Origin of the sequence: Caproiciproducens sp. NJN-50 (assembly GCF_004103755.1) — a bacterium.
Classification (GTDB): domain Bacteria; phylum Bacillota; class Clostridia; order Oscillospirales; family Acutalibacteraceae; genus Caproicibacter.
In genome coordinates this window covers 207855-232824 of the sequence record NZ_CP035283.1, presented here as the reverse complement: position 1 = coordinate 232824, position 24970 = coordinate 207855, and the positions used below count along the sequence as shown (strand labels likewise).

The window sequence follows — 24970 nt, the reverse complement described above, 5'->3', positions numbered from 1 at the left end:
CTCTCCCGCGCCCCTTCTTAATATTCCGCCGCAGAGGCCTCCCGCGCGGTTCATCCCGGCTTTGCCGCCGGTTCCGAACAGTTTTTCCGAAAGCAGGAATCCAGGTGGTCGTTGACCAGCCCGGTCGCCTGCAGGTGGGAATAGACGATAACCGGACCGAGAAACTGGAACCCCCTTTTTTTCAGATCCCGGCTGACGGCCTCTGAAAGCTCCGTTTTCGCCGGAATTTCATCGAGCGTCCCGTAGTGCCCGACCACCGGCTTTCCCCCGACAAAATTCCAGATGTACCGGTCGAAGCTTCCGAATTCCCTCTGTACTTCCAGAAACCGGCGGGCGTTGTTCACCGCAGATTCTATTTTTCTGCGGTTCCGGATGATGCCGGGATTCTTCATCAGTTCCAATAGTTTATCCTCGCCGTAGGCGGCGATCTTTTCCGGGTCGAACCCGTCGAACGCAGTCCGGTAAGCCTCCCGCTTGCGCAGGATGGTGATCCAGCTCAGCCCCGCCTGAGCGGATTCCAGCACCAGAAATTCAAAGTGCTTCCGGTCGTCGTGGACGGGAACTCCCCATTCCTCGTCGTGATAGGCGCGGTACAGATCGTCCGATTCGCACCAGCCGCAGCGCGTCATGCCGCAATCCCCCTTTCCGTTCCATCCATCCTACGCGATATGATATCACAATCGAACATATGTGTCAATAAAAAGGCGGTATTTTTCCCGACGCCGCGGGCCGAAGACCGCCGAAGCAACAAAAACCCCGCTAAAACAGCGGGGTTTCAGTGTTTAAGAATGCGACCAGGCCTGTAAGCCGAGTTCTGTCTTAAGCAGCCATCTATCTTGGCCGGGTGTCGCCACCGCGGCTCGATGCCACCTTCTCGGGACGCGCCGGGCCGGCGCGCAACGTCCCTCTGCGGTGTTGCTCCGAATAGGGTTTGCAGAGCCGCGCGGTCTCCCGCGCGCTGGTGGGCTCTTGCCCCGCCTTTCCATCCTTACCGCAAATGCGGCGGTTTCTTTCTGTTGCACTTTCCCTGGGGTCGCCCCCGGCGGCCGTTAGCCGTTATTCCGCCCTGTGGAGCTCGGACTTTCCTCGCACGCGCGCTTTCGCGCTGCGCCCGCGGCTGCCCGGCCTGCTCGCATAGTACTGTGTATTTTAAACGATTCCGCTGAAAATGTCAAGCGTCCGGCTCGAAGGAATATTCGGAAATCAGCCTGCTCTTCACATCCCACAGCTTGCGGGACAGATCGACGTAATAGCGGTGGGGATTTTCAAACCGCTTGACCTCGTCCCAGAGCGTATCCACCTGCCGGGAGCAGAAGGACTGGAGAGCCTTCAGGGACTGCTTTTCCGTGAGGCTGTTCCCGTTCCGGAACAGCTGAACGCGGATGTCCTCCGCCCTGAAATTCCGGAGAGTCTTGCGCTTCCAGACAAAATCCGGGTCGAAAATTTCATAGGGGCGCGTGTCGTCGATCACCTCGTCGGAAAGAGTGATGACATCCGCGAGCGCCTTGCCGCTCGCGCGGTCGTAAAGGCGCCAGAGCCTTTTGAAACCCGGGGTGGTGATTTTCGACACATTTTCACTGATTTTGATTTTCGGCGTGACGCCGCCGTCCCTGTTTTCCACCCCGCTGAGCTTGTACACCCCGCCGAACACCGGATGGCTGGACGAAGTGATCATGCGTTCGCCGACGCCGAAGCTGTCCACCTTCGCCCCCTGGATCAGCATATCCCGGATGATATATTCGTCCAGCGAGTTGGAGGCGCAGATTTTGCAGTCCGGAAAGCCGGCTTCGTCCAGCATCTTTCTGGCCCGCTTGGAAAGATAGGTGATGTCGCCGCTGTCGATGCGGATGCCGGCGGGCCGGAAGCCGCGCGGCAGAATCTCCTCCCGGAACACCTGGATCGCGTGGGGAACGCCCGATTTGAGAACATTGTAGGTGTCGACCAGCAGCGTGCAGCTCTGCGGGTATTCCCGCGCATAGGCGCGGAACGCGTCGAGCTCCGTGTCAAAGAGCTGGATCCAGCTGTGCGCCATCGTGCCGAGGGCCGGAACGCTGTATTCCCGGTCGCAGATGGTGCAGGCCGTGCCGCAGCAGCCGCCGATGTAAGCGGCGCGCGCCCCCAGGATCGCGCCGTCGGCGCCCTGCGCGCGCCGGGACCCGAACTCCATGACCGGCCTGCCCTCCGCCGCGCGGCAGATGCGGTTCGCCTTTGTCGCGATCAGGCTCTGGTGATTGATGGTCAGCAGGATCATGGTCTCAATGAACTGGGCCTGGATCACCGGCCCGCGCACGGTGAGGATCGGCTCGCCGGGGAAGATCGGCATTCCCTCGGGCACCGACCAGACGTCGCAGCAGAAGCGGAAATTCTCCAGGTAGCGGATAAACTCCTCATTAAAGATTTTGCAGTTGTGGAGATAGTCGATATCCTCCGGCGTGAATTTCAGGTTCTTCAGGTAATCCACAAGCTGCTGAACGCCCGCCATAATGGCGTACCCTCCGCTGTCCGGTATTTCACGGAAGAACATGTCAAAATAGACAATGGTGTTCCGGTACCCGTTCGTGAAATACCCGTTCGCCATGGTGATCTCGTAAAAATCGGTCAGCATGGTCAGGTTCTTACTTTTTTCACTGTTCTTTTCCAAAAAAACATCCCCCGAAATTATGATTCAAAAATTACTGTGACTTCCAATCCTCAGGCCGACATATTATAGATTGACACGAAAGCTTGAGACAATCGCACAACGGCGTGTCACAGGCTTAGCGGCGGCATGGGTCCGTCCGGTCCCCTGCGGCCGGGCCGGCTGCCGTCCGCAGGACAGTAAGCAGGAAATGGCCGGAACTTACGGCCGTTCGTTCTGCGGTGTCCGGCCAGTCAAAGCAAAGCTCAAATTTAAGTTCCTAATAAAGAATAATTTTATCATGCCCTGGTAAAATAATATTGTATTTTGGCACTTAGTCTAAATTATAAACTTTTTCTAATAATATGGCGAATCAGGTGAAAAAAATCCATTTTTTATTGCAATAATAACAAAAAGATATTATACTAAGCACTGTCGGTAAAATTGGTAGATTCGGTCCCGGAAAAGAACTGTTTTGCCGAATCCTGCCGGCAAACACAGTCTTGTGAAAAAGAAGTGTATGCAAAACCAAAATATGCTACGAGGAGATGAACGAATTGAGATTGCGCAAACAAGCACTTGGAACCCGCAACTTGGTGGGTGCGCGCGTCGAAATGGCACGCAAAAATCAGGGTATGAAGCAAAAAGAGCTTTTGGCTCAGCTTCAGGTCAACGGAGTCGACATGAATGCTTCCGGCCTGTCCAAACTGGAAGGACAGATTCGTTATGTGACGGATTTCGAGCTTTCGGCGCTTGCCAATATCCTCAATGTTTCTGTGGATTGGCTTTTGGGCAGGGAAAAATAAGTTCCGGTGTGAGAGCGTTCCGCAGCCCGGTGCGGAACGCCCTTTTTTTCTTTCTTTTTCCGCTTTTGTACGTTATAATGAATATACTCTATTCCGATTCAATTGACAAGGGGGTTTTTCGTTGTTCGACAAGCACCAGCTGATCCGGATCAGGCCTCTTTTGGTGTTTCTGGTCTGTTATACCGCCGGGTTTCTTCTGTTCGCGGCAACACTGAAATACACCTTTCCGTTTCTCGCCGGCTTTCTGCTGGCCCTGCTGGCCCAGCCGCTGATCGAGTGCCTGCGCCGCAGGCTTCATTTCCACCAGACCGCGGCCGCGGCGGTGGCGACTCTCGCGGTCTACGCGGTCCTGTTCGGCCTGCTGTTCCTGATCGGATTGTGGCTGATCCGTGAAATCAGCAATCTGATCGCCTATATCTCCACCCTGAAACCGTCGGACCTGGGCCCTCTGACCTCGCCGTTCAGCTCCCTGATCCAGCAGTTCAACGACGCCATCAATCATTTTGACGCGGGATTCCTTCAGCAGAACCAGGAGAAGATGCTGAACCTGGCGCAGACGGGCCTTTCCCTCGCGACCAAAACGCTCAGCGCCGTCCTCGGCTTTCTAACCTCCCTTCCCGCCATTTTCACCATGTTCATCGTCATGATCTTTTCCACTTACTTTTTTTCCAAAGACATGCGGAAAATCAAGAATTCGCTGCTTGGGCTTTTCACGGCCGGCGGCGCGGACGACCTTCGCAATTACTCCCGCAACGGGCGCAGCCTCAGCGGAAAATACATCGGTTCCTATCTCCTGATCTATTTTATCACGTTTGTGGAGACACTCATTGTTTTTATCGTGCTCGGCGTGCCGTATCCCCTCGTATTCAGCCTAATCACCGGCATCGCGGATATCCTGCCGGTCCTCGGCCCTGGGACGATCTACATTCCAATTTCCTGCTTCTACCTTTTCACAGGCAACTATTTCACGGCCGGCGCCCTTCTTGTGTGCTGGCTGATCATCACCGCCATCCGGCAGATCATCGAGCCGAAAATCGTCTCGTCCTCCATCGATATCCACCCTCTTTCGATGCTGGCCGCCATCTATTTCGCCCTGGTCGCCAAAAATTTCTGGATTCTGATCTATATTCCGCTGCTGATGATTCTGTACCAGACGCTGACAAAATCCGGAAAGCTTCCCACCCTGTTCGAGCACCGCGAAAGTTCCTCCGGCGCCAAACAGCCTCCGCTTGACAGCCGGACGAAACCGTGATACACTGGATCCAGACAGTAAGTTCAAGCTAACCAGCGGGCGTTCCCGCGTGGAACGCCCTGAAAAATTCATCATACAGATTCTGTCGTGGGAGGTGATCGAATGGCGGCCTGGATTCTGATCAGTCTGATCGTTGCCGCGCTCGCGTTCCTGGGATTCCATTCGGTGGATTCCCTGAGTCACGGCGGCTGCGGCGGTGACTGCGGCAGCTGCGGAGGATTTGAAGAACCCGCGGATATCAACCGCAAGCGCTGAGGCATTCATGGTTGCGGACCCCGCTGAAAGGGACAATGTCCCTTTCAGCGGGGTCCGTTCGTTTTTGGGTCCTGTAAGGGGAGCTTTTATCCCCCGTCCCGCCCAATGAGGCATGCTTTCCTGAGAGGGCGGACCCGCAGTGCCGAACAAATTCTCCGAACCGCTCCCAGCTTTTCAGCCACGGCCGGTCCTCCGGACAGGAAGCACCTACGGCTGACACGAAGGCCCTGCGGGAGCCTTTACCCTCCGAACCGCCCAGTGAGACCGCGCTTTCTCTGAGAGGGAAAATCCGCAGCACCGGACAATTCTCCAGACTGTTCCCAACTTTGCCGTTTCGGGAGCATTTGTCAACTCTCCCGCCAGCCTAAACTTTCGGTTCTCTCCGGGTAAAACGGCGGGGCGCGGGTGCAGCGGCACGCTGCCGGGCGGCTTTTTCCGCCTCCACCACAAAGAGCGGCGCAAGCGACAGCGCCGCCACAACCGCCCACTGCCGGCCCGTCAGCACCGCCGTTTTAAAAACCGCCGCGAGCGGCGGCACCGCGATGACAGCCGCCTGAAGAAAGACGCAGGCGACGGCCGCCAGAACCAGCTTTGGGTTGGCAAACAGACCGGCGCGGAACACGGAGCTGTCGGAGCGCATATTGAACGTATGTACCACCTGTGAAAGGCTCAGAACGGCAAACGCCATGGTCCGCCCGATAAACGGGGACGCCGGGTCCACGTCGAAAAACGCGCGCCCGATGCTGTACGCCAGCAGGGAAAGCGAGCCGATCAAGCAGCCCTCCACCAGAATATTGTAACCCATTCCCCCGGAAAAAACGCTTTCGCCGCGGCGCACGGGTTTTTGGTTCATCACGTCGCCGCCGATCGGTTCCACGCCGAGCGCGAGTGCCGGCAGGGAATCGGTGACCAGGTTCACCCAGAGAAGCTGGATCGCGAGAAGAGGGCTGGGCAGCCTCAGCAAAAATCCGACGAACACCGTCAGAAGCTCCCCGATATTGCAGCTGATCAGAAAATGCACGGTTTTGCGGATATTCTGATAAATCCCGCGCCCCTCCCGGACGGCCGCGACGATCGTGGCAAAGTTGTCGTCGGTCAGGATCATGTCGGAAGCGGCCTTGGCCACGTCCGTCCCGGAAATCCCCATCGCGCAGCCGATGTCCGCCGCCCGCAGGGCCGGGGCGTCGTTGACGCCGTCGCCGGTCATCGCCACAACCTCGCCGCGGGACTGGAACGCCCGGACAATGCGCACTTTATGCTCCGGAGAAACACGGGCAAACACGGAGAGACGGCTGACCTTTCCACTCAGTTCCGCGTCGGACATGCGGTCCAGCTCCGGACCGGTCACAACATTTCCGGCGCTCTCCGCGATCCCGAGGCGGACGGCGATCGCCGCAGCCGTCGCCGCATGGTCTCCGGTGATCATGACCGGGCGGATCCCGGCCTGTTTGCACATCCTGACGGCCCGCTCCGCCTCCGGGCGGGGCGGGTCGATCATTCCGACCAGCCCCAGAAAAACAAGGCCCTGTTCGGCCTCCTCGGCACTCTGCGGGGGGCGGTCCGCGTCACGGCAGGCAACGCCGAGCACCCGCAGCGCCCGCGACGCCATCTCCTCGTTTCTGCGCTCCATCCCCTCGGTTCCGGACGAGCAGTACCGCAGCAGGACGTCCGGCGCGCCCTTAGTGACGATCCGGCAGCGCCCGCCCGGCAGACGGTGCACGGTGGTCATCCGCTTGCGCTCGCTGGAAAACGGGAACTCCCTGACGCGGGGAAACCGCTGCTCCAGCCTGCCGGGATCGGCGGACGCCGCGCGGACTAGGGCGGTCTCGGTGGGATCCCCCCGGAGCTTGCCGCCGGAACTGACGCAGTTCGTGCAAAGTGAAGCTGTTTCCAGCAGCAGCCGGCCTTCCGCCGAATCCGCCGCGAGCCTGCCCGCTGCACTCTGCAGCTCCACGACCGTCATGCGGTTCTGCGTCAGCGTGCCCGTTTTGTCGGAGCAGATCACGCTTGCGCTGCCGAGCGTCTCCACCGCCGGCATTCGCCGGACGATCGCCCGTTTCGCCGCCATGCGCCGGACTCCGACGGCAAGCGTGACGGTGACGACCGCGGGCAGCCCCTCCGGGATTGCGGCGACGGCAAGGCTGATGGCGATCAGGAACATCTCCAGCGGGTCTATTTTCTGGATCAGCCCCATGATAAAGATCACAAGGCAGATGACGAGCGCGCCCGCGCCCAGCATGCGGCCCGTCTGCGCCAGCTTTTTCTGGAGCGGAGTCTGCGGCGCGGCCTCCCGGCCGATCATGTGCGCGATCCTGCCGACCTGCGTGCTCATGCCGGTCTCCACGACGATCCCGCGCCCGCGGCCGGCGGTGACGGAACTGGTGGAATACAAAAAATTATGCCGGTCGCCCAGCGGCGTTCCGGCCGGATATACGGAATCGGCGTCCTTTTCCCCGGGGAGGCTCTCCCCGGTCAGCGCGCTTTCCTCCGCCTTCAGGTCCACCGATTCGGTCAGGCGGAGATCCGCGGGCACCAGGTCGCCCGTTTCCACCGCGACAAGGTCGCCGGGGACCAGCTCCTCCGCCGGGATTTCGAATTCCTTTCCCGACCGGATGACGCGGGCCTTCGGGCTGGAAAGCCTTTGGAGCGCCTCGATCGCCCGTTCCGCCCGGCTTTCCTGGATCAGCCCCGTCACCGCGTCGACCGCGACAATAATCAGGATGATAATCGCGTCGATATAGTCGCTGTCCCGCTGGAGCCAGGAGGTCACAAACGAAACGCCCGCCGCAATGAGCAGGATGATCACCATAAAATCGGAAAGCTGAGCCACAAAGCGGAGGAACAGGCTTTTCCTTTTCGGCCGGGTCAGCTCGTTGTTTCCATACTCGCGCAGCCGCTCGGCCGCCTGCGGCGGCGTGAGACCTTTCCGCAGGCTGGTTTTCAGTTTTTCCGCACAGTCTTCTTTTGTCAGGCTCTGCCATTCCAATCCGTATCATCTCCTGTTTTTTATATAAGTATATTCGCAAGCCGCGGAAAATATGGTATAATAATCACTGAACAACTCTGACCGGAGGAACAGGAATGGATGTCAGAATCATCAGATATGTTCAAACTCACTGCCATAACCGAATCACCGATCTTATTTTTCCGCTGCTCTCCAGGATCGGCAATGCCGGCGCAGTCTGGTTGGCCGCCGCGATTCTTCTGGGGTACAACAGGCATACCCGCAGCTTTGCGTTCATGCTGTTTTTTTCCATGGTGCTGGCGCATATCATCAGTCAGATTTTAAAGCCGATCATCGGCAGGCCCAGGCCGTTTGTGCGAAGCCCAGGCGCGCGCCTGCTGATTCACACCCCGGGCGGCTATTCGTGCCCGTCCGGGCATTCGGCTTCTTCTTTCGCAGCCGCGACCGTCATCTGGCTTTTCAGCAGCCGGTTCGGCACGGCCGCTTTGATTCTTGCGCTGTTAATTGCTTTTTCCAGGGTCTTTCTCTTTGTGCATTATCCTTCCGACACGATTCTCGGTTCATTACTTGGCGTATTATGCGCATTTATTGTCATTTATTTATACAAATTGTAAAATTTAACTTTAATTCCTGTACACAATATCCATTTTACTTTTGTAAAAGAACGATATATCTTGCGTATTTCTTATTTTGGCACCAAAATTAGAGCTTTTTCGCTTGATAATCTCCTTTATGTGAATTATCATATTACCATAATCAGGTAAAAGGTGATCAATATTCACAGAGAGGATGGTGGTGCATGTTCAGATTTGTGGGGTGCGCAGATATCCCGGGTATCTGCCTGAAGTATTATGTATATGGGGATCGCAGGAAAGGATATGGAATTAAAATCATCCGTTCGGAAGACGACTTTGTAGGGCTTTTCGTCTCAAGAAATCTCTTCAAGGTTCTGGACCTCGCAAGCCAGCTCCGTCGCTGTAAAGTTTTTCCTGAAAATCTTTGCGAAATTCTTGAGGACCTGGCGTATGGCAGCTGCTCCGATTGACAAAACAGATTCACTCATTTATAATGTTTAAAAAAGATACTGACGTAAGGAGTGGCAAAATGAAAAAATATGTTTGCACCGCGTGCGGTTATGTATATGACCCGGCGAATGGCGACCCAGAGCATGGCGTAAAACCCGGAACCGCGTTTGAAAACCTGCCGGACGATTGGACATGCCCGGAATGCGGAGCGGGAAAAGACATGTTTGAACCTGAAGACTGAGGAAAGAAGTCTGCTGCTGTTATGAGCGTCAAGAAATTAACGGAAAGCGTCTATTCCGTGGGCGTTTTAAATCCGGGCATGCGTGTTTTCGACATTATTATGCATGCCGAATACGGAACAAGCTACAACGCCTACCTGATTACCGGCGAAAAGAACATTCTGGTCGATACGGTTCTCGAATCTTTCTTCGATGAATACCTTGAAAACATTCAGAGCATAGTGGAAATTTCAAAAATCGATTACCTGATTGTAAATCACACGGAGCCAGATCATTCCGGCTCCATCGCTAGACTTCTGGACCTGAATCCCAACATCGTCGTCTATTCCACTTTTTCTGCGAAGAAAAACCTCACCGCGATCATGAACCGGGAATTTCAGAGCGTAGTTGTCAAGCAGGGGGACAAACTGGACCTTGGCGGACGGGAACTGGAATTCATCGTCGCTCCGCTGCTGCACTGGCCGGATACCATGTTCACCTGGATGCCGTCCGAGAAAGTGCTGTTCACCTGCGATTTTCTGGGATGCCATTACTGTGAGCCGACCCTGAAGGACTCGTCGGTCCATTATCCGCAGCAATACTGGGATGAATTTGAAAATTATTACAAATGCATTATGGCACCGTTCGGGCAGAACGTCCTCGCGGGGCTCGACAAAATCGAGGGGCTCCCCGTCGAGCTGGTCTGCACCAGCCATGGGCCGTGCCTGACGGACAACATCCGGAAATGCAAAGAGCTTTACCGCAGGTGGAGCACGCCCGCGCCCCGGGAGAAAAAAATTGTCGGGATTTTATATGCGTCCGCCTATGGCTACACGGGCAGGCTCGCCTGTGCGGCCGCAGAAGAGCTGCGCAAAAATGAATCGCTCGACGTGCGGCTGGTCGACATTGTTTTTGAGCCGTTTGAAAAATCCGCGGAGCTTGTCAACCGGGCGGACGCCCTTTTGGTGGGTTCCTGCACCATTAACCGGGACGCCCCGAAAATCGTATGGGATGTGCTGGCGAGCATCGATCCGATCAATACCCGCGGGAAACCGGCGGGCGCATTCGGATCCTACGGCTGGAGCGGCGAGGCCGTTCCGATGATGAAAAGCCGGCTGGAACATCTGAAATTCAAATTTGTCGGCGACGGATTGAGGGTAAACTTCATGCCGACGCCGGAGGACCTTTCCTCCGCGCGGGAGTACGCCGAACAGGTTGCGGCTCAGATCAAACCCTGAAATCAAATGCTGATGCCCGGTATGCTGCGTGCTTACCGGGCGTTTTTTATTTCTGCCATTTTTCCGTGGACAGGCAATGGCTGATCATCTTCCCCATCGGTTCAGTCAGAAATTTATTTTTATGCACAACGACTTTGAACTGCCTGGTAAACCGGATTCCATCGACCCTCCTCGCGCAGAGAACACCGGTTTTCACCTCTTCCTCAACCGTGCGGCGTGAAATAACGGAGACTCCCAGTCCCGCGGCGACCGCCGCCTTGATGGTGTCCGTATTGTTGCAGGTCCATGCCGTCCGGAAAGAAAATCCTCCCGCCTTCATGCCGTCCTCAAACGTTTTTCTCGTCCCGCTGCCTTCCTCCCGGATGATAAACGGTTCCCGCTCCAGTTCCTCCGGCCCGACCGAGGAAAGCCGCGCGAAGCGGTGCCGCGCCCCGCAGATCAGGACCAGCTCGTCCTCCAGAAACGGGCGGCTGCAAAGGTCCGGCGACCTGATCTCGCCTTCGACAAGGCCGATATCTGTGGTATCGCGCAAGATCCTTTTTTCTATCCGGTCCGTGTTATCCTCATACACTTCTACCTCCACCGCGGGATTGGCCTCCTGATACCGACGCACAAGCTCCGGCAGAATGGTCGACCCCACCGTGACGCTCACGCCGACGCGCACGATTCCGCTGCCGGCCATGGTCCTCATGCTCGTTTCAATTTCTTCGTTCATGCGCAGCATCTGGCGAGCATAACCGAGCAGCATTTCTCCCTCCGGGGTCAGATACAGTTTTTTCGACAGCCTGTCAAACAGGCGGACCCCATAGAATTTTTCCAACTCCGAAATTGCCTGGCTGACGGCGGACTGCGACACGAACAGGGCTTTTGCGGCGGAAGTCATATTCATTCTGTCACAGACGGCAATAAAAATTTTAAAATGACGAAGTGTCAAACTTCCACAACCTTTCACTTATTGATATAATCAGATATTAATATTTTACTTATCATAAATCAAGGGGTATGATGAAAGAAAAGAAAGGAGAGGACTGTTTGAAAAAATTAGCCGCTGCCATTCCCGGCATCGTTCTGACGGTCGTCATAGCGATTCCCGCCTGGCTGCTTGGGACGGCATTTCCCGTCGTCGGAAGCCCTGTGTTCGGAATTCTGTTCGGCCTTCTGCTGGCCTTCTGGAAAAGGCCCGTCCTGTTTGATGAGGGAGTCCGCTACACATCCAAAAAACTGCTCCAGTACTCGATCATACTTCTCGGCTTTGAAATGAACCTGTTTCACGTGTTCCAGGTCGGCGGCCAGACTTTGATCCTGATGGCGTTTACGCTGACCGCCGCCTTTTCCACCGCTTTTTTCTGCGGCAAAGCGCTGAAGCTGGACGGCAATACGAAGACGCTGATCGGAGTCGGCACGGCGATTTGCGGCGGCTCCGCCATTGCAGCCACCGCGCCCGTGATCGGCGCCGAAGACGAAGATGTAGCTCACTCCATTTCCACCATTTTTTTGTTCAATGTAATCGCCGCTTTCCTGTTCCCGTTTCTCGGGCATCTGATGGGCATGAGCGACCACAGCTTCGGCCTGTGGGCGGGAACCGCGGTCAACGATACCTCGTCCGTCGTCGCGGCGGGCTACTCCTTCAGCAACGCAGCCGGCAATCTGGCGGTCATCGTCAAACTGACCCGCACGCTGATGATCGTTCCGGTCACGCTGGCGCTTGCCTTTTACACCTCCCGCAAAAGTGCGGCCTCCGGCAAAGGCAGCTACGATCTTAAAAAAATTTTCCCCTGGTTCGTGCTTGGCTTTGCCGCCGCTTCCGTCGCTTACACCTTTCTGCCCCTTCCCGCGATTCTCTGCGGATTCCTTTCCAAGGCGGGGAAGTTCATGATCGTCATGGCGATGGCGGCTATTGGGCTGAACACCAATCTGATCAAGCTGATCCGCAGCGGCGTAAAGCCGATCCTGCTCGGAGCGGCCTGCTGGGCTGTCCTGTCCCTGACCTCGCTTGGGGTTCAATACGCATTTCATTTATAAAATTTTTAAACCGAAAGGACCGCGGGCAAATGCCCGCGGTCCTTTCGGTTAGTTTTATGATGCATATCGTTGTACTCTTAAAATTTTCAGGCCCAGCCCCACTGCTTCAGGAGCTTCCAAGTGGCCGAGCTTTCATCTGAAAAGACATAGTTCCCGCCGTTAAGGTTGACTTTTCCCTCGTATCCGCCGAGCAGCGCCTTCAGCTTTTCGCCCGGTTCAAAATTTTCTCGGTAATCCACGCCGATATTGAGGTATTCCGACGGCTGTGGCGATTCATAGCTGCGGTTAATCTTTCCGTCAAGAAAATCCTGAAGGATTGCTTCCTGAAACTGCTTCGCTTTTTCCACATCGGGCACAAAAGTTTTGCTTTCCACCTTGCCGGTATAAACTTCGACATTTTTAATGTTTTCCGGTGACAGATAGAAGATCAGGTCGCTGGTCTCCACAAATTCCCGCATGCCGTTCAGCTTGCTATAGGCGGGAGCCAGTATTTTCTCCAGATTCATCTGATCGGAATAGCTCCGGTAGCTTCTTGTGAAGACGCTCCCGTCTTTCATCCGATAGGAGAGCGTCAGGCTGTTGCCCATGTTTTTCTTCAGGGTATAGACAGACCCGGAGCGGTACTGCCGGATCAGATCCTGATGAATCCCGACCACCGTCTTGATGTTTTCCTCCTGACGGATGGCTGGAGACAATGTATAGATCCGGTTGCGGAAGTTTTCATTGTAAACCAGCTGGCTGCCGGACCCGGTCCAGTAGCTGTCCGAATTGATTCCGATGCTTTCCACCTGGGAAGCATCGGGTACCCGCGTGTCGTAACCGAACAGCCCGGTGCACAGCACCCCGTAGAAAGCGACAAACGCAACGGCAAAAACGCCGTACCACGCAAAGCTCCCTTTCATTCTGTGGAACCCGCGGGAATAAAGCGCCTCGACGATCACATGCGCCGCGAGAGAGCCGAAGATCACGCCGATGAAAAAGTTTGTATTCGCGTTCGCAGTGCCGCAAAGGAACAGGCCGAACCCGAGTCCTCCGACCGCCGTCACCAGGAATCGGACCAAAAGTTTCGGCAGCGGGAACGCGAAGTTGTCCTCCGCCGACTCACTTCTTCTCCTGTGATACAGCAGGACGGAACCGCTCAGCAGCAGCCCCGTCATGGCGAGCCACCAGACCAGGAACCAGAGGGACTGAAGCTTCATCACGGCGGCAAACGCCGCGGCGAACGGTGCGAAGGCGGTCAGGACGGCCAGATGCTGAAAAGCGTCTCCGGGAAAGCCGGGCAGCAGCATCCCGGCAATTTTGTAGACACAGAAGATCAGAAGCGGATAACCGGCGTTAATGCCGAGGGCCGAAAGCACCGCGTCCAGCGTCGTGCCGGTGCAGATCATCATGAACATGCAGAAGGTGAACGCCGCCGCTCCCATCAGCAAAACCCACAGCATCAGCGCAAGCGGCGTCTGATACCCCGGCATCACCGAAACGCCGTAGGCCGCGCCGATGATCCACAGGGAAAGAAAATCGAGAATCACAGGCACAGACAGAATGGTCAGGCCCGCGCACCAACGGCCGAGCAGCAGGGATTCCCGGCTGACCGGCAGCGCGTGGAAAAGGTCCACGCTGCGCTTTTTCTGCATGTAGCCGAACAGGCTGATACAGAGGATGGCGCAGAACAGCAGGACGATCGCCGCCGCGAGAACCGGAGCCACGCTGCTGGCCACGCTGGTATAGCTCCGCGAAAGGTCTTCCAGTCTCTCCGCCTGCGACAACCCGGCCTGCCGCGCCAGGGAATCCGCTTCGCCCGGCAGGGTGACCAGCAGAATCAGCGGATTTGCCAGAAACAGAAGCAGCGCGAGAAGGGCCGCCATGCCGAAGTTCTTTCTCAGCGACCAGAAATAGGTCTGGCGAAACTGAGCGAATGCGTCAGGAGAGGATGTTGTTGATGTCATAGCCGGCCACCTCCATTTCACTGATAAAGACCTCCTCCAGCGTCAGCGGGAGCGCTTCCGCGAAAAGAGGATGCAAAGATTCCAGTTTTTTCATCGTTTCTTCCTGTCCGCCGCGCACCACAAGATTCAAAAGCGAGCCGTGCGTTCCCCACTGAAGGATCTCAAGCGGCTCAAACGCGCTTTTGTCCGGCATCGGGCGGAACGCCGCCTGGACCTTGCTCACGCCGAGCCGCAGCGCGTCGATGTCCTTCTCGAACAGGATTCCGCCCTTGTGAAACAGTCCCACATGGTCGCACAGGTCTTCCAGTTCGCGCAGATTGTGCGACGCGATGATCACGGTCATCCCGTGCCCGGAAACCTCCTCGGAAATCAGCTTTTTCAGCAGCTGCCGCATCACCGGGTCCAGGCCGTCGAAAATTTCATCCATCAGAAGATACTCCGGGTGCGCCGAAAACGCGCAGATCAGCGCGGCCTGGCGCTGCATTCCCTTGGAAAAGTTGGAAATACGCTCTTTTTTGCCGACTGGGAACAGCTTGCAGAGATCCTCAAAGCGTTTCCCGTCCCATTTCGGATAGATTCCCGCGTAAAATTTTGCCATATCGGTCAGCGTGGCCTGCGGCAGAAAATAGGGGTAATCCGGGATAAAACAGATCTTGGACTTGACCTCCGAATGTTCAAACGGTTCCCCGCCGTCCACCAGGATTTTCCCCCCGTCCGGGAAATAAATGCCCGCGCAGGTGCGCAGAAACGTGGATTTCCCCGCGCCGTTGGAACCGACCAGCCCAAAAACGGAGCCGCCGCCGATGGTGAACGTCACTCCATCCAGCGCGGTTTTGTCGCCGAATTCCTTTGTCAGATTGTCGACCTCAATCATGGCGATCCTCCCTTCCCTCATAAGCGCCGGATATCTGCGCCAGAATTTCTTCTTTTGCCACTCCGCAGGCGGCCGCTTCCGCCGCCGCGTCGCGCACTTTTCCCAACGCCAGTTCCTTTCTGAGCCTGACGGCGGACTCGTCTCCTGCCAGAAACGACCCCTTGCCCTGCACCGAAAAAATGATTCCGTCCCGCTCCAGCATCTGATACGCTTTCTGTACCGTGTTGGGATTTACGCCGAGCTCCTGAGCAAGCGCCCGGACGCTCGGCAGGGCTTCCCCCTGCTCCATCGCGCCGAGAGCGGCCATCCGCGTAATGGACCTGTAGAGCTGCTCATAGATTGGCAGCCTGCTTTTATAATCCAGCACGAACATCCTGATCACCTCGCTGTACCTACTGTATTATTAATGTTAGTACAGTCACAGTATAACATCCCTTTTCCTCTTTGTCAACGGTTAATTTATTGAAAACGCTTCATCCTTTGCATTCTGCTCCCAAGGTAAGCAAAAACTCCCCCGAATACAATATTCGCGTAGTAGGTGATGATGCGCCAGAGCAGAATGGCGGGGAAAATCGCCGTCGCCCCGAAATAAAGGCTGAAGAACAGATAAAAGCTGCTTTCCGCTCCGCCGGAGCCGCCCGGAAGCGGCACAAACGCGGAAACCATCGCCACGAAAACCTGAGCGGCGACCATGGTGGTGACAGAAGCCCCATGCATGTTAAAGCTGCGGTAAATAAAAAACGGAATCAGGCTGTTCAGCGTGATCTGCAGCACCGTGGAAACCATGACGCTCAGGTAAAGCGGCGCGGAATTCCCCATCAGCTTGGAAGCGTCGTGAAACACCTGAAGCTGGCTGTGAATTTTCCGATAGCGCTCCTCCGGGTGGCGGCACAGCTTCATCCGGTGCAGCAGGGAAAGCGAGGAACGGAGGATCCGGTCCGTCGTTTTTTCGCTGACGATGAACAGAACCACCACCGCGATGAAAATGCAGTTGGTAAAAAGGCCGATCACGGTCAGAAACGCAAAGTTGGTCACGCTGGTTTGAAAATAGTGGAGCTTCAGCGCAACCATCAAAAGCGCGTACAGAACCATTACGACCTGATAAATCAGGGTTTTCACCGCGACGACGGAACCGGCCATGCCGGTGTCCATCCCCATATTGCTGAGCGTGTACATCTGCATTGGCTGGCCCCCGGTGGCAAACGGGGTCACCGCGCTGTAAAGGAAACCGATCATACCCGTCGAAAAGGAATCAGAAAACCTCCACCCGCTTTTCAGGTGCCGGCAGAGCAAATTGATTTCATAGCCTTCCAGCAGCCAGCAGGAAACCGCGGCCAGCACTGCGGCGAGCAGCCAGGAACGGCGAAGCGTTTTCGAGATGCGAGCCAGTGTCTCGATCCCCCCGCCCATGGTAAACAGAAAATACAGCAGGATGCTGATGGAAAGGATCAGGGTGATTGCCACAAAAAGATTCTTTCCGAACTTTTTCTTTTTTTCCGCCATACTTTAACTCCATAATCCATCGTTTTTCCGACTATAACTTATATATTTTATAACATCCTGCCCGATTATACAAGTCGAATCGAAATCCTTTCCTTACCTGCGGTCTCGGAATTTATTTTTTAAGGCCGATTTTAACTGTATTTTTCAAATTTGGCAAAAAACGCCAGCCTGTGACAGTTTTATTTCTCTACGCTTCACCGTCTTTTGTCTTTTGCATAATATGTGATAAGAAACATCCAGTTTCGCGAAAGGAGAAACATTATGCTAGACCATGGAAAAGCTTCAAATAATGTGATGTCAGAATATAATAACAGTGCCCAGAACGCACCGGAAGCGGCGGGGAAAGCCAACACCGTAAAAACGTATGGCAGCAACGGCGGGGTGGTTTCCGAATACTCGAGCGGCCGGAATCCCAAATCGGGCGGAGCCGTGTCCCCGGCAGTTACCGGCAGCAACAGCGGAGTTGTCTCCGAATACTCAAGCGGGTGGAACCCCAAATCGGACAGGGCGGTGTCCCCGGCCACCTCCACAAACAGCGGCATGCAGGACAAAATGAACAGCATGGTGTCCACGGCCACCTCTTCGAACAGCGGCATGCAGAATCAAATGAACAGCATGGTGTCCCCGGCCACCTCCACAAACAGCGGCATGCAGAATCAAATGAACAGCATGGTGTCCCCGGCCACCTCCACAAACAGCGGCATGCAGAACAAAATGAACAGCATGGTGTCCCCGGCCACCTCCACAAACAGCGGCATGCAGAATCAAATGAACAGCATGGTATCCCCGGCCACCTCTTCGAACAGCGGCATGCAGAACAAAATGAACAGCGTGGTGTCCCCGGCTACCTCCACAAACAGCGGCATGCAGAATCAAATGAACAGCATGGTATCCCCGGCCACCTCTTCGAACAGCGGTATGCAGAACAAAATGAACAGCATGGTGTCCCCGGCCACCTCTTCGAACAGCGGCATGCAGAACAAAATGAACAGCATGGTGTCCCCGGCCACCTCCAAGGACAGCGGCATGCAGAATCAAATGAACAGCATGGTATCCCCGGCCACCTCTAAGGACAGCGGTACGCAGAATCAAATGAACAGCATGGTGTCTCCGGCCACCTCCAAGGACAGCGGCACGCAGAATCAAATGAACAGCATGGTGTCCCCGGCCGCCTCCAAGGACAGCGGCATGCAGAATCAAATGAACAGCATGGTGTCCCCGGCCACCTCCAAGGACAGCGGCATGCAGAATCAAATGAACAGCATGGTGTCCCCGGCACAGACCATGAAAGCAAATAATTTTGTCAGCGGTCAGGGATGCACGAAGAACCGGACGCGTTTCCCGGACGAAACCCCATACGCGATGGCATATGTTCCATTCCAGCAGTTCGATACGACCTATCCCGCTGAGCGGGGGTTGGATTACGGAACAATTTTTCCCGAATTGAATAAACCATTTTTGGGCGGAGGGATGAAAAAATGAACGAACGCCAAGATCTGATGCGCAAAATCAACGCAAATCAGTTTGCGATGTGGGAACTTCACATCTACCTCGATACCCATCCGGGCGACTGCACCGCGGCCGCGAAGATGGAGGAATACCGGAAAATCACGGATGATCTTGTGGCGAAATACGAGGCGGCCTACGGGCCGATCAACGAAACCACCCAGAACACCAACCGTTGGGCCTGGATTGCGGAACCGTGGCCCTGGGAACTAAACGAGGAGGAAAAATAAATGTGGATTTATGAGAAAAGACTGCAGTACCCCGTAAAAATTACAACTCCGAACCCGGCGCTTGCAAAACTGATCATATCGCAATATGGAGGGCCGCATGGTCTCCGGGTATGACAGGAAACTTTCCGTTTGATGCGGCATAGGATTGAAAAAAGCGTTGCCGAAGAATCGGAGGGATTCAGTTGCTGAAAAAAATTTCCTACGACCGCGAGAAGGTTGCCGCTTACGCAAAACAATGGGCCCTGAGCCGGAACCCGCGCTTTTACAGCTTCGACGGGATGGGCGGAGACTGCACCAATTTCGCCTCCCAGTGCGTCTTCGCCGGATGCGGCGTTATGAACTATACAAAAGACGTGGGCTGGTACTACAACAGCCCGGGCGACCGCACGGCTTCCTGGAGCGGAGTCGGGTTCCTGTACCAATTCCTCATCGGGAACAACACCGGAACCGGCCCCTTTGCCGTGGAAACCGACGCCTCGGGCATTCAGCCCGGCGACCTGGTGCAGCTGGGCAGCGGCGACCATTTTTATCATACGCCCGTTGTGGTCGCGGTCGAAAACGGCGCTATCTACGTCGCCGCACATACCTACGACGTTTACCTGAAACCGCTGGACGGCTACTTCTTCTCCCGGATCCGTTACCTGCACATTGCCGGTGCCCGGGCATGAGACTGGCGTCCGGGCCGCTTCTCCCGTTCAGGGGTGCCCGGCAAATTCTCTCTCCGCTCTCCCGAGACGTTCTGTGTCCTGACGGAGCTGCTCCTCCCGGGACATGACCTCACGGGAGGACACTTCCCGGAACTCATCTCCTTCCGAATCGCTGGCGGACTCAAACATTGTTTCCCGCCTCAAATGATATGTTCCGGAACCATCCGCCGAATAGCTCTCGCCCGTAAACCGGAACGGCTTCTTTCCCATGCGCCCACCCCCGCTTCCATGGTATGGGGCACAGGGTTCGTCCTATCCCTGATTTTCCCGCCGGAAGGATGATTTTCATGAAAACCGCCGCCGCCTATATCCGCGTTTCGACCAGCGATCAGATGGAGTACAGCCCGGACAGCCAGCTCGAATGCATCCGGGACTACGCCCGGAAGAACGGTTATCTGCTTCCGGAGAAGTATATTTTCCGGGAAGAGGACGGCGTGAGCGGCCGGGGCGCGGCAAAGCGAACGGAGTTCCAGCGCATGATCGCCGAGGCGAAACGCCGCCCCCGGCCGTTTGACTGCGTTCTGCTCTGGAAATTCAGCCGGTTCGCCCGCAGCCGGGCGGACAGCGTCCTCTATAAGACACTGCTGCGCCGCCTGGGAATCGACGTCGTGTCGGTCAGCGAACCGCTCGGCGACGACAAGACCTCCATTCTGGTGGAGGCGATGATCGAGGCAATGGACGAATATTACAGCGTCAACCTTGCCGAGGAGGTCCGCCGCGGCATGAGGGAAAAAATTTCGCGCGGAGAGCCGGTCACCGCCCCGCCGTTCGGATACCGGATGAAGGAGAAACGCTTTGTGACGGTGCCGGACGAGGCCGCCGCGGTCCGGCTGATCTACGCCGATTTTCTTCGCGGGACCCCGCCGCTCGAAATTGCGGAAAAACTCAACGCAGCGGGCATCCGGACCCGGCGCGGAGGGCGCTGGGAAGCGAGGGCCGTGCGCTACATCCTGAAAAATCCCGTTTACCGCGGCGCGCTGAGGTGGAACCCGGAGGGGACGCTGGGACGCGGCTCCTCCGGAGCCGAAACCCTTCTTACAGGGGATTCCCACGAGGCAATTGTGCCGGCGGAACTCTGGAGCGCGGCCCAGAGCCGCTTCCGGCCCGGGACGGCCCTTCGCAGGAGCGCCCCCGCGTGCATGCTGCGGGGGCTTGTGCACTGTTCCAGCTGCGGTTCGCTGCTGGTTCCGTCCTCCTCCGGCAGCATGCAGTGCTGTGGATATTCCCACGGGTCGTGCAGGGTCTCACACAGCATCTCCATGCGAAAGCTGGAAGCCATGGTCACGGCAATGCTTGCAAACGACCTGCAGGTGACCTCGCTGCGGATTTCAGCCTTTTCCTCGGATGAGGGGGAAGAGCGCGTGCTGATAAAGCACCGGCTCGACAGAGAGCGCGGGCGCCTTTCCAGGCTGCGGGAAGCATATCTGAACGGCGTGGAACCGCTTGCCGGGTACACGAAGGAATACAGGGAGACCGAACTCGCCTGCCGAAATCTGGAATCCCGGCTGAACCGGCCGGCGGACGCGGCGCCGGAGCAGCGGAGCCAAAGGCGGGATTTGATCCTTCTGCTGCGCGGAAATGATTTCACGCCGGAACAGAAAAACGCCTTGCTGCGCTCCCTGATCCGAAAGATCGTATTTGACCGCGGTCGGAACCGCATCAGTCTTTATTACCGGTAAAAACACATCACACGGAGCCATTCGGCGGGCCGCATGGAGAAATGGGGGCATCCCTGCGGTATCTGAGCCAGCGCTACTCCATGCCGAACCCGGAACTGAAAGCGATTCTTACCGATGTCGGCACCGAAGAGCTGGCGCATCTTGAAATGGTCGGAACCATTGTCTACCAGCTGACGCGCAACCAAACCCCGGAGCAGATCAAAAAAGCGGGGTTTGATGCTTATTTCATCGACCACACCACCGGCATCTATCCGGTGGACGCCTCCGGTGTGCCATTCAGCGCGGCGACCTTTGATTCCACCGGCGACTCGATCGCCGATCTCAACGAGGACCTGGCGGCGGAGCAGAAAGCCCGTCTGACCTACGACAATATTCTTCGCTACTGCAACGACGATCCCGACGTGCGCGACGCGATCCGCTTCCTGCGCGAGCGCGAGGTCGTTCACTATCAGCGTTTCGGCGAAGGTCTGCGAATTGTAACCGACAGCCTGGACTCCAAGAATTTCTACGCGTTCAATCCTCAATTCGACAAATAGGAATTCGGTCCAAAGCGGCTGCCGAAAAAGGCCGGCGCGACTTTTCTTCGCGCCCGGCCTTTTTTCACAAAAAGTACTGGGAGCCACGCGAAACTTTCCGTCCTCAGCCCGTCTGCGGACGATCCGAATGCGCGGTCAGCGTGCCGAGACGTTCACGGGAAAGTGCAGTCCCTGTCAGGGCAAAAATCCTTGCCAGCATTCGGGACGGCCCTTGCAGGCCGTCCCCCGTATCTTTTAAAGGTCAGAACCAATTACGCCTGCACCAACGGCCACGGTTGCGCCAGCCACACCCCCAACGGCTGCAGCAGCCCCAGCGGCCGCAGGATCCCCAGCGGCCACAGTTCCAGCAACACATCGATTCGTCTCCCCCTTTCTTGGATTCAGTACATAATATGGCTATTTGACAAAACTTGCTAATATTCCCTTGGAAGATACGAATTTGAACATATCGGGGACCTTGCAAGAAACGAAAATGCCCGAATCTGCGCTCTGCCATCAGCATCCCGCAGGAAAGGGTGTTGTGTAATGCGCGAAGATTTCGGTATGTCCGGAAAATCATATCCCGGCCGCGCCGCCCGCACCCGTAACGTTCACGATTGCCGCCGCGGCCCTTCAGCCGGCTGTCGGCCGGATCGAAAGACTTTTATTTCTGTTTTTTCATATGCCTCCAAACCGTGGAACGGCTGATTCCGAGCCGGGAGGAGACCCTTGCCATATTCCCCTTTTCCTCTCGGATCACGCGCTGGATGATTTCGTCCACGAGATCATCCAGCGATTTGCCCGCAATCGGAATATCTTCGCGGGGCTGATTCAAATCGCTTTCCTCCCCGAGCACGCGGGCAACCACGCCAGACCGGATTGTCGGTTCATCCGCCAGAAGGACCAACTGATCCGTTACCCGGCGAAGCTGTTCCAGATTTGTGGTCCAATTGAATTTTACAAGCAATCGAAGCGCCTCGTCTTCGATTGCCACAACCTGCTTTCCGAATTGAAAATTAGCTTCATTCATATAGTTGCTGACAAGATCTCTCATATCCCCGGGGCGTTCCCGCAGGCTGGGAAGACGAATGCGGTATTTGCCGAGCAACCTGCCCAGCGCCTCCAGCAGCCTGTCCGAGGAGACCAGCGATTCCGGCAGTTCACAAAACGACGAAACAACCAGATGTCTTTCAAAAAAGCCAGGGTCACTGAGGATCGAGAGGAGAAGCCGCTGGTTATCCAGGCTAAGCAGACAGGGCTGCCGCAGATAGACCGCCGCAGAATCGTTTGTCCTCAGAATTTTTTGAAAATTCATCAGGCTGGCGGAGTTCGCGGTTTCACCATCCAATGTGAGGAACGGGGAAGCCTCCGCTCCGACAAAGCGGATCAGCTCCGCCAGCGCATCCTTGCCCGTTCCGATTTCTCCGACAATCAGGACCGGCACGTGAAGTCCGGTGTATTCCTTCACTTTTTCATAGGTGCCTTTCAGGTAGTTGCTGTTTCTGCCAAAAGTGGAGATCGAAAAATCAGAGGGCGTCTTCGGGGACGAAATCGCCAGGCCCGGAACCGTTTTCATTTCAACGGGGCACAGGGACAAATAAAACGCCGCATACGTTCTTCCATTTCCATCGCGGATTTGATTTTCAGATATGGACCAGACCTTATCGTCCAGCTGAAAAAGCGATTGACGTTTCGATTCGTTCTGAAATACGTTCCCCGCTTCGTCGGCCAGTCTTTTCAGGATGGCATCCGACTGATCGGCGGGCAGCTTTTGGAACAGGGCGCCGCCGTCCCGGTCCAGTACCGCATAATACATCGGAACGTTTGCCAGGACTTGCTTTTCAAGGATATTATCCAACCTGACCTTTTGAAGGTACCGATAAACCCGCTCCGCCTCCGAAAAGGCTTTTCTCACACTCTCCTCCCCGGAGGTAAGCAAAACCGAGGTGAACCCCATTTTGTGCGCTTCCTCCGAGGTGACCACGTCCCCGAGGATAACCTGGTAATTTTCCCTCTTTAACCGGTCCAGCAGGGCCGACAATTCCTCCGAATCAGCAATGGTGAAAATATCGATCGGATTATCCATCAGCTTTTTGATGGATTGTGCCCCTTCGGTAATACTGCGGAAACCGACCATGGCGGATTTCCCGGAAAAGCCGCTCGCCAAGGTGATCATTCGGATGTAATCATATCCGGAAATATCGATGCTGATAACGGGGACGGATACATGCCGTTCAATCAGTTCCGCCGTGCCTCCGCGGGAAAGGATGATATCGGCGCCGCTGACATGGAGGGCTTCCGCGGCCTGAACGCCCTGCCAAAGATTTGCGACCACGACCTGAATATCAAACTGAGGATATTGGCCTGACAGTGTGAGGACCAACCCTTTGAGTCCCTCATAGGGTGCAATAACGGTCATTTTAATTCTTGACATAGCATCAACATCCTTAATCGGCATAAAAGCTGTTTCAATATGCCATATTATAGCACATGGTCCGGGGCCGTTCAACCTGATCGTTACAATGTGAAACAGGCAGGAATTCCATGCTGATCGGCATCCCTCCGCGGTTCTATTTTTTATCATTATTACGCTGAAATTATCAGCTGCGTACCTATATTCTCCCACACAAAGACCTCCCGGCGCTTTCATTCAGCGCCGGGAGGCTTTTGGACAAAGGAAAGGGAATTCACACATAGAGGGAAATCGTCAGCCATAGGCCTGAACGGATGCGGCGTTCTTCGCGCCGTCCGGAAGCACGACGGAGGATGCGGAGCCAATGTCGGAAATATTTCCCGACAGTTCGCATTTTACTACATGAACGGAAACGCTGCTTCCGTCGATTTTCTGAAAAATCTGGTTGGCCGCGTCGGTCAGGTCGGCCTCGATTTTCACAAGCTGCCCTGTGCCGGCGTCAATATAACAGTACCCGTACAGATCCGGAGCGCTGTTGAGAAGGGTCTGGACCACCGTCCCGGAGCCGTCCGACATCCCCGTGACGGCCGCGATCGTTTCCACCGCCGGGCGCAGGATTTCGCCGCTGAGCCTCAGCTCGATTTTATGTACCTTTCGGGAATCCATCGTCGTTTCCCGCACGTATTTCTGATCCTCGGCGCTGTTCAGCATCCGGAGAATGTCCACCTGGGCGGCGGGGGAGGTGTCGAGATTCCCCGCGCCGGTCTTCTGCCACGTGCCGTTCGGCCTGCAGTAAAACCAGAGCTTCCCGTCTTCGGTCACCGTGTAGGTTTCGCCGGTGCTGTCCGCGCCGTCGTTCCGGGTCTGCTGAACCGATTTTAACGCGAACGGCTCCGCCGCATAAGTGATTTGATTCGAAGAAGAAACGGCGTGCTGGGCGCCGTCCGCCGTAAAAACCAGTTCCTGACCAACGCCGGCGTCACAGCTCCGGATCGAGTCCGCGTTCGATTCCGCCTCGCGCAGGAGCACGCCGGCGTCCGGACCATGCGAACAGCCGCCGAACAGAACTGCGGCCGCGAGGAAAAGAAGCGCGGGAAACAAGGGATTTACTCGTTTCATTTTATACCTCTCTTCAGGTTTCCATGGAATCTGTTTCCATTATAATGTCTTTGAGAGCTGTCCGCAACCAGGATTTCTCC

At 56.0% G+C, this 24970-nt stretch carries 23 protein-coding genes, 1 other RNA gene and 2 pseudogenes; 14 read left to right on the top strand and 12 right to left on the bottom strand.

Annotation, left to right across the window (positions count from 1 at the left end):
* Nucleotides 1–50 precede the first annotated feature (50 nt).
* From EQM14_RS01105 to EQM14_RS01095, 3 genes are all read right to left on the bottom strand, one after another.
* Nucleotides 51–629 carry a DNA-3-methyladenine glycosylase I gene (locus tag EQM14_RS01105; protein WP_128741220.1) on the bottom strand — a complete coding sequence of 193 codons (579 nt, stop codon included), beginning with the start codon at nt 627–629 and terminating at the stop codon, nt 51–53.
* Between the two features lie 158 nt (nt 630–787).
* Nucleotides 788–1133: RNase P RNA component class A (rnpB, locus tag EQM14_RS01100), an RNA gene on the bottom strand.
* A 38-nt stretch (nt 1134–1171) separates the two neighbouring features.
* Entirely contained in the window at nt 1172–2605 is a 1434-nt protein-coding gene (locus EQM14_RS01095; RefSeq protein ID WP_128744194.1) for a nicotinate phosphoribosyltransferase, read from the bottom strand.
* Between the two features lie 560 nt (nt 2606–3165).
* On the opposite strand from EQM14_RS01095, the gene EQM14_RS01090 reads away from it, so the two are divergent.
* The 3 genes from EQM14_RS01090 (at nt 3166) to EQM14_RS01080 (ending at nt 4930) form a co-directional block, all read left to right on the top strand.
* On the top strand, nt 3166–3423 hold the full coding sequence (locus EQM14_RS01090) for a helix-turn-helix domain-containing protein (protein ID WP_321173055.1): 258 nt from the start codon (nt 3166–3168) through the stop codon (nt 3421–3423).
* 121 nt (nt 3424–3544) lie between these two features.
* Nucleotides 3545–4675, top strand: coding sequence for a sporulation integral membrane protein YtvI (gene ytvI, locus EQM14_RS01085; RefSeq protein WP_128741219.1), 1131 nt, complete (start codon nt 3545–3547; stop codon nt 4673–4675).
* A gap of 102 nt (nt 4676–4777) precedes the next feature.
* The gene (locus EQM14_RS01080; protein ID WP_128741218.1) at nt 4778–4930 is read left to right on the top strand and encodes a FeoB-associated Cys-rich membrane protein; all 153 of its coding nucleotides are present in this window, start codon (nt 4778–4780) and stop codon (nt 4928–4930) included.
* A gap of 364 nt (nt 4931–5294) precedes the next feature.
* On the opposite strand, the gene EQM14_RS01075 is transcribed toward EQM14_RS01080, so the two are convergent.
* Nucleotides 5295–7916 (bottom strand): calcium-translocating P-type ATPase, PMCA-type, encoded by a 2622-nt coding sequence (locus tag EQM14_RS01075; protein ID WP_243112576.1) that lies wholly within the window; start codon nt 7914–7916, stop codon nt 5295–5297.
* Nucleotides 7917–8011: 95 nt separating this feature from the next.
* Here EQM14_RS01075 and EQM14_RS01070 point away from each other — a divergent pair, with 95 nt between their 5' ends.
* The 4 genes from EQM14_RS01070 to EQM14_RS01055 all read left to right on the top strand — a co-directional run bounded on the left by EQM14_RS01070 (nt 8012) and on the right by EQM14_RS01055 (nt 10376).
* Nucleotides 8012–8509 carry a phosphatase PAP2 family protein gene (locus EQM14_RS01070; protein ID WP_128741217.1) on the top strand — a complete coding sequence of 166 codons (498 nt, stop codon included), beginning with the start codon at nt 8012–8014 and terminating at the stop codon, nt 8507–8509.
* Between the two features lie 185 nt (nt 8510–8694).
* Complete coding sequence (locus tag EQM14_RS01065; RefSeq protein ID WP_128741216.1) at nt 8695–8940, top strand: DUF6514 family protein; 246 nt, start codon at nt 8695–8697, stop codon at nt 8938–8940.
* A gap of 59 nt (nt 8941–8999) precedes the next feature.
* Nucleotides 9000–9161: a rubredoxin gene (gene rd / locus EQM14_RS01060; protein WP_128741215.1), complete on the top strand. Its 162-nt coding sequence runs from the start codon at nt 9000–9002 to the stop codon at nt 9159–9161.
* A gap of 21 nt (nt 9162–9182) precedes the next feature.
* Nucleotides 9183–10376: an FprA family A-type flavoprotein gene (locus EQM14_RS01055; protein WP_128741214.1), complete on the top strand. Its 1194-nt coding sequence runs from the start codon at nt 9183–9185 to the stop codon at nt 10374–10376.
* Between the two features lie 46 nt (nt 10377–10422).
* Here the strand turns inward: EQM14_RS01055 and EQM14_RS01050 are convergent, their stop codons facing one another.
* Nucleotides 10423–11310, bottom strand: a complete 888-nt coding sequence (locus EQM14_RS01050; protein ID WP_128741213.1) for a LysR family transcriptional regulator — start codon at nt 11308–11310, stop codon at nt 10423–10425.
* A gap of 98 nt (nt 11311–11408) precedes the next feature.
* Here EQM14_RS01050 and EQM14_RS01045 point away from each other — a divergent pair, with 98 nt between their 5' ends.
* Nucleotides 11409–12398, top strand: coding sequence for a YeiH family protein (locus EQM14_RS01045; protein ID WP_243112575.1), 990 nt, complete (start codon nt 11409–11411; stop codon nt 12396–12398).
* Nucleotides 12399–12484: 86 nt separating this feature from the next.
* On the opposite strand, the gene EQM14_RS01040 is transcribed toward EQM14_RS01045, so the two are convergent.
* From EQM14_RS01040 to EQM14_RS01025, 4 genes are all read right to left on the bottom strand, one after another.
* Nucleotides 12485–14344 carry an ABC transporter permease gene (locus tag EQM14_RS01040; RefSeq protein ID WP_128741212.1) on the bottom strand — a complete coding sequence of 620 codons (1860 nt, stop codon included), beginning with the start codon at nt 14342–14344 and terminating at the stop codon, nt 12485–12487.
* Complete coding sequence (locus tag EQM14_RS01035; RefSeq protein ID WP_128741211.1) at nt 14319–15218, bottom strand: ABC transporter ATP-binding protein; 900 nt, start codon at nt 15216–15218, stop codon at nt 14319–14321. The genes EQM14_RS01040 and EQM14_RS01035 overlap by 26 nt, the downstream gene beginning before the upstream one ends.
* Nucleotides 15211–15591: a GntR family transcriptional regulator gene (locus EQM14_RS01030; RefSeq protein ID WP_128741210.1), complete on the bottom strand. Its 381-nt coding sequence runs from the start codon at nt 15589–15591 to the stop codon at nt 15211–15213. The genes EQM14_RS01035 and EQM14_RS01030 overlap by 8 nt, the downstream gene beginning before the upstream one ends.
* An 86-nt stretch (nt 15592–15677) precedes the next feature.
* Nucleotides 15678–16721, bottom strand: coding sequence for a lysylphosphatidylglycerol synthase transmembrane domain-containing protein (locus EQM14_RS01025; protein ID WP_128741209.1), 1044 nt, complete (start codon nt 16719–16721; stop codon nt 15678–15680).
* Between the two features lie 261 nt (nt 16722–16982).
* On the opposite strand from EQM14_RS01025, the gene EQM14_RS16555 reads away from it, so the two are divergent.
* The 4 genes and pseudogenes from EQM14_RS16555 (at nt 16983) to EQM14_RS01005 (ending at nt 19125) form a co-directional block, all read left to right on the top strand.
* Complete coding sequence (locus EQM14_RS16555) at nt 16983–18203, top strand: spore coat associated protein CotJA (protein ID WP_243112574.1); 1221 nt, start codon at nt 16983–16985, stop codon at nt 18201–18203.
* On the top strand, nt 18200–18457 hold the full coding sequence (locus tag EQM14_RS01015; protein ID WP_128741208.1) for a spore coat protein CotJB: 258 nt from the start codon (nt 18200–18202) through the stop codon (nt 18455–18457). Before EQM14_RS16555 ends, EQM14_RS01015 begins: the two co-directional genes overlap by 4 nt.
* Nucleotides 18458–18559: pseudogene (locus EQM14_RS01010) on the top strand (manganese catalase family protein); the annotation flags it as partial. It lies immediately after the preceding gene.
* Nucleotides 18560–18639: 80 nt separating this feature from the next.
* The gene (locus EQM14_RS01005; RefSeq protein ID WP_128741206.1) at nt 18640–19125 is read left to right on the top strand and encodes an amidase domain-containing protein; all 486 of its coding nucleotides are present in this window, start codon (nt 18640–18642) and stop codon (nt 19123–19125) included.
* Nucleotides 19126–19152: 27 nt separating this feature from the next.
* On the opposite strand, the gene EQM14_RS01000 is transcribed toward EQM14_RS01005, so the two are convergent.
* Nucleotides 19153–19374 carry a hypothetical protein gene (locus EQM14_RS01000; RefSeq protein ID WP_128741205.1) on the bottom strand — a complete coding sequence of 74 codons (222 nt, stop codon included), beginning with the start codon at nt 19372–19374 and terminating at the stop codon, nt 19153–19155.
* Nucleotides 19375–19451: 77 nt separating this feature from the next.
* Here EQM14_RS01000 and EQM14_RS00995 point away from each other — a divergent pair, with 77 nt between their 5' ends.
* Nucleotides 19452–20843: a recombinase family protein gene (locus tag EQM14_RS00995; RefSeq protein ID WP_164918906.1), complete on the top strand. Its 1392-nt coding sequence runs from the start codon at nt 19452–19454 to the stop codon at nt 20841–20843.
* A 20-nt stretch (nt 20844–20863) separates the two neighbouring features.
* Nucleotides 20864–21379 (top strand): annotated as a pseudogene (locus EQM14_RS00990) (manganese catalase family protein); the annotation flags it as partial.
* A 643-nt stretch (nt 21380–22022) separates the two neighbouring features.
* Here the strand turns inward: EQM14_RS00990 and EQM14_RS00980 are convergent.
* Complete coding sequence (locus tag EQM14_RS00980) at nt 22023–23792, bottom strand: sigma-54-dependent transcriptional regulator (RefSeq protein ID WP_164918905.1); 1770 nt, start codon at nt 23790–23792, stop codon at nt 22023–22025.
* Nucleotides 23793–24065: 273 nt separating this feature from the next.
* On the bottom strand, nt 24066–24890 hold the full coding sequence (locus tag EQM14_RS00975; RefSeq protein WP_128741201.1) for a hypothetical protein: 825 nt from the start codon (nt 24888–24890) through the stop codon (nt 24066–24068).
* Nucleotides 24891–24970: the final 80 nt, after the last annotated feature.

Excerpts from the sequence above, each read along its gene's own strand:
- EQM14_RS01095 (WP_128744194.1), bottom strand. The coding sequence starts at position 2,605 with ATGCTGACCGATTTTTACGAGATCACCATGGCGAACGGGTATTTCACG.
- EQM14_RS00995 (WP_164918906.1), top strand. The coding sequence starts at position 19,452 with ATGAAAACCGCCGCCGCCTATATCCGCGTTTCGACCAGCGATCAGATG.
- EQM14_RS00975 (WP_128741201.1), bottom strand. The coding sequence starts at position 24,890 with ATGAAACGAGTAAATCCCTTGTTTCCCGCGCTTCTTTTCCTCGCGGCC.
- EQM14_RS01015 (WP_128741208.1), top strand. The coding sequence starts at position 18,200 with ATGAACGAACGCCAAGATCTGATGCGCAAAATCAACGCAAATCAGTTT.
- EQM14_RS01035 (WP_128741211.1), bottom strand. The coding sequence starts at position 15,218 with ATGATTGAGGTCGACAATCTGACAAAGGAATTCGGCGACAAAACCGCG.
- EQM14_RS01105 (WP_128741220.1), bottom strand. The coding sequence starts at position 629 with ATGACGCGCTGCGGCTGGTGCGAATCGGACGATCTGTACCGCGCCTAT.
- EQM14_RS01080 (WP_128741218.1), top strand. The coding sequence starts at position 4,778 with ATGGCGGCCTGGATTCTGATCAGTCTGATCGTTGCCGCGCTCGCGTTC.
- EQM14_RS01090 (WP_321173055.1), top strand. The coding sequence starts at position 3,166 with ATGAACGAATTGAGATTGCGCAAACAAGCACTTGGAACCCGCAACTTG.
- EQM14_RS01000 (WP_128741205.1), bottom strand. The coding sequence starts at position 19,374 with ATGGGAAAGAAGCCGTTCCGGTTTACGGGCGAGAGCTATTCGGCGGAT.
- EQM14_RS00980 (WP_164918905.1), bottom strand. The coding sequence starts at position 23,792 with ATGTCAAGAATTAAAATGACCGTTATTGCACCCTATGAGGGACTCAAA.
- EQM14_RS01070 (WP_128741217.1), top strand. The coding sequence starts at position 8,012 with ATGGATGTCAGAATCATCAGATATGTTCAAACTCACTGCCATAACCGA.
- EQM14_RS16555 (WP_243112574.1), top strand. The coding sequence starts at position 16,983 with ATGCTAGACCATGGAAAAGCTTCAAATAATGTGATGTCAGAATATAAT.
- EQM14_RS01030 (WP_128741210.1), bottom strand. The coding sequence starts at position 15,591 with ATGTTCGTGCTGGATTATAAAAGCAGGCTGCCAATCTATGAGCAGCTC.
- EQM14_RS01065 (WP_128741216.1), top strand. The coding sequence starts at position 8,695 with ATGTTCAGATTTGTGGGGTGCGCAGATATCCCGGGTATCTGCCTGAAG.
- EQM14_RS01040 (WP_128741212.1), bottom strand. The coding sequence starts at position 14,344 with ATGACATCAACAACATCCTCTCCTGACGCATTCGCTCAGTTTCGCCAG.
- rd (WP_128741215.1), top strand. The coding sequence starts at position 9,000 with ATGAAAAAATATGTTTGCACCGCGTGCGGTTATGTATATGACCCGGCG.
- EQM14_RS01025 (WP_128741209.1), bottom strand. The coding sequence starts at position 16,721 with ATGGCGGAAAAAAAGAAAAAGTTCGGAAAGAATCTTTTTGTGGCAATC.
- EQM14_RS01055 (WP_128741214.1), top strand. The coding sequence starts at position 9,183 with ATGAGCGTCAAGAAATTAACGGAAAGCGTCTATTCCGTGGGCGTTTTA.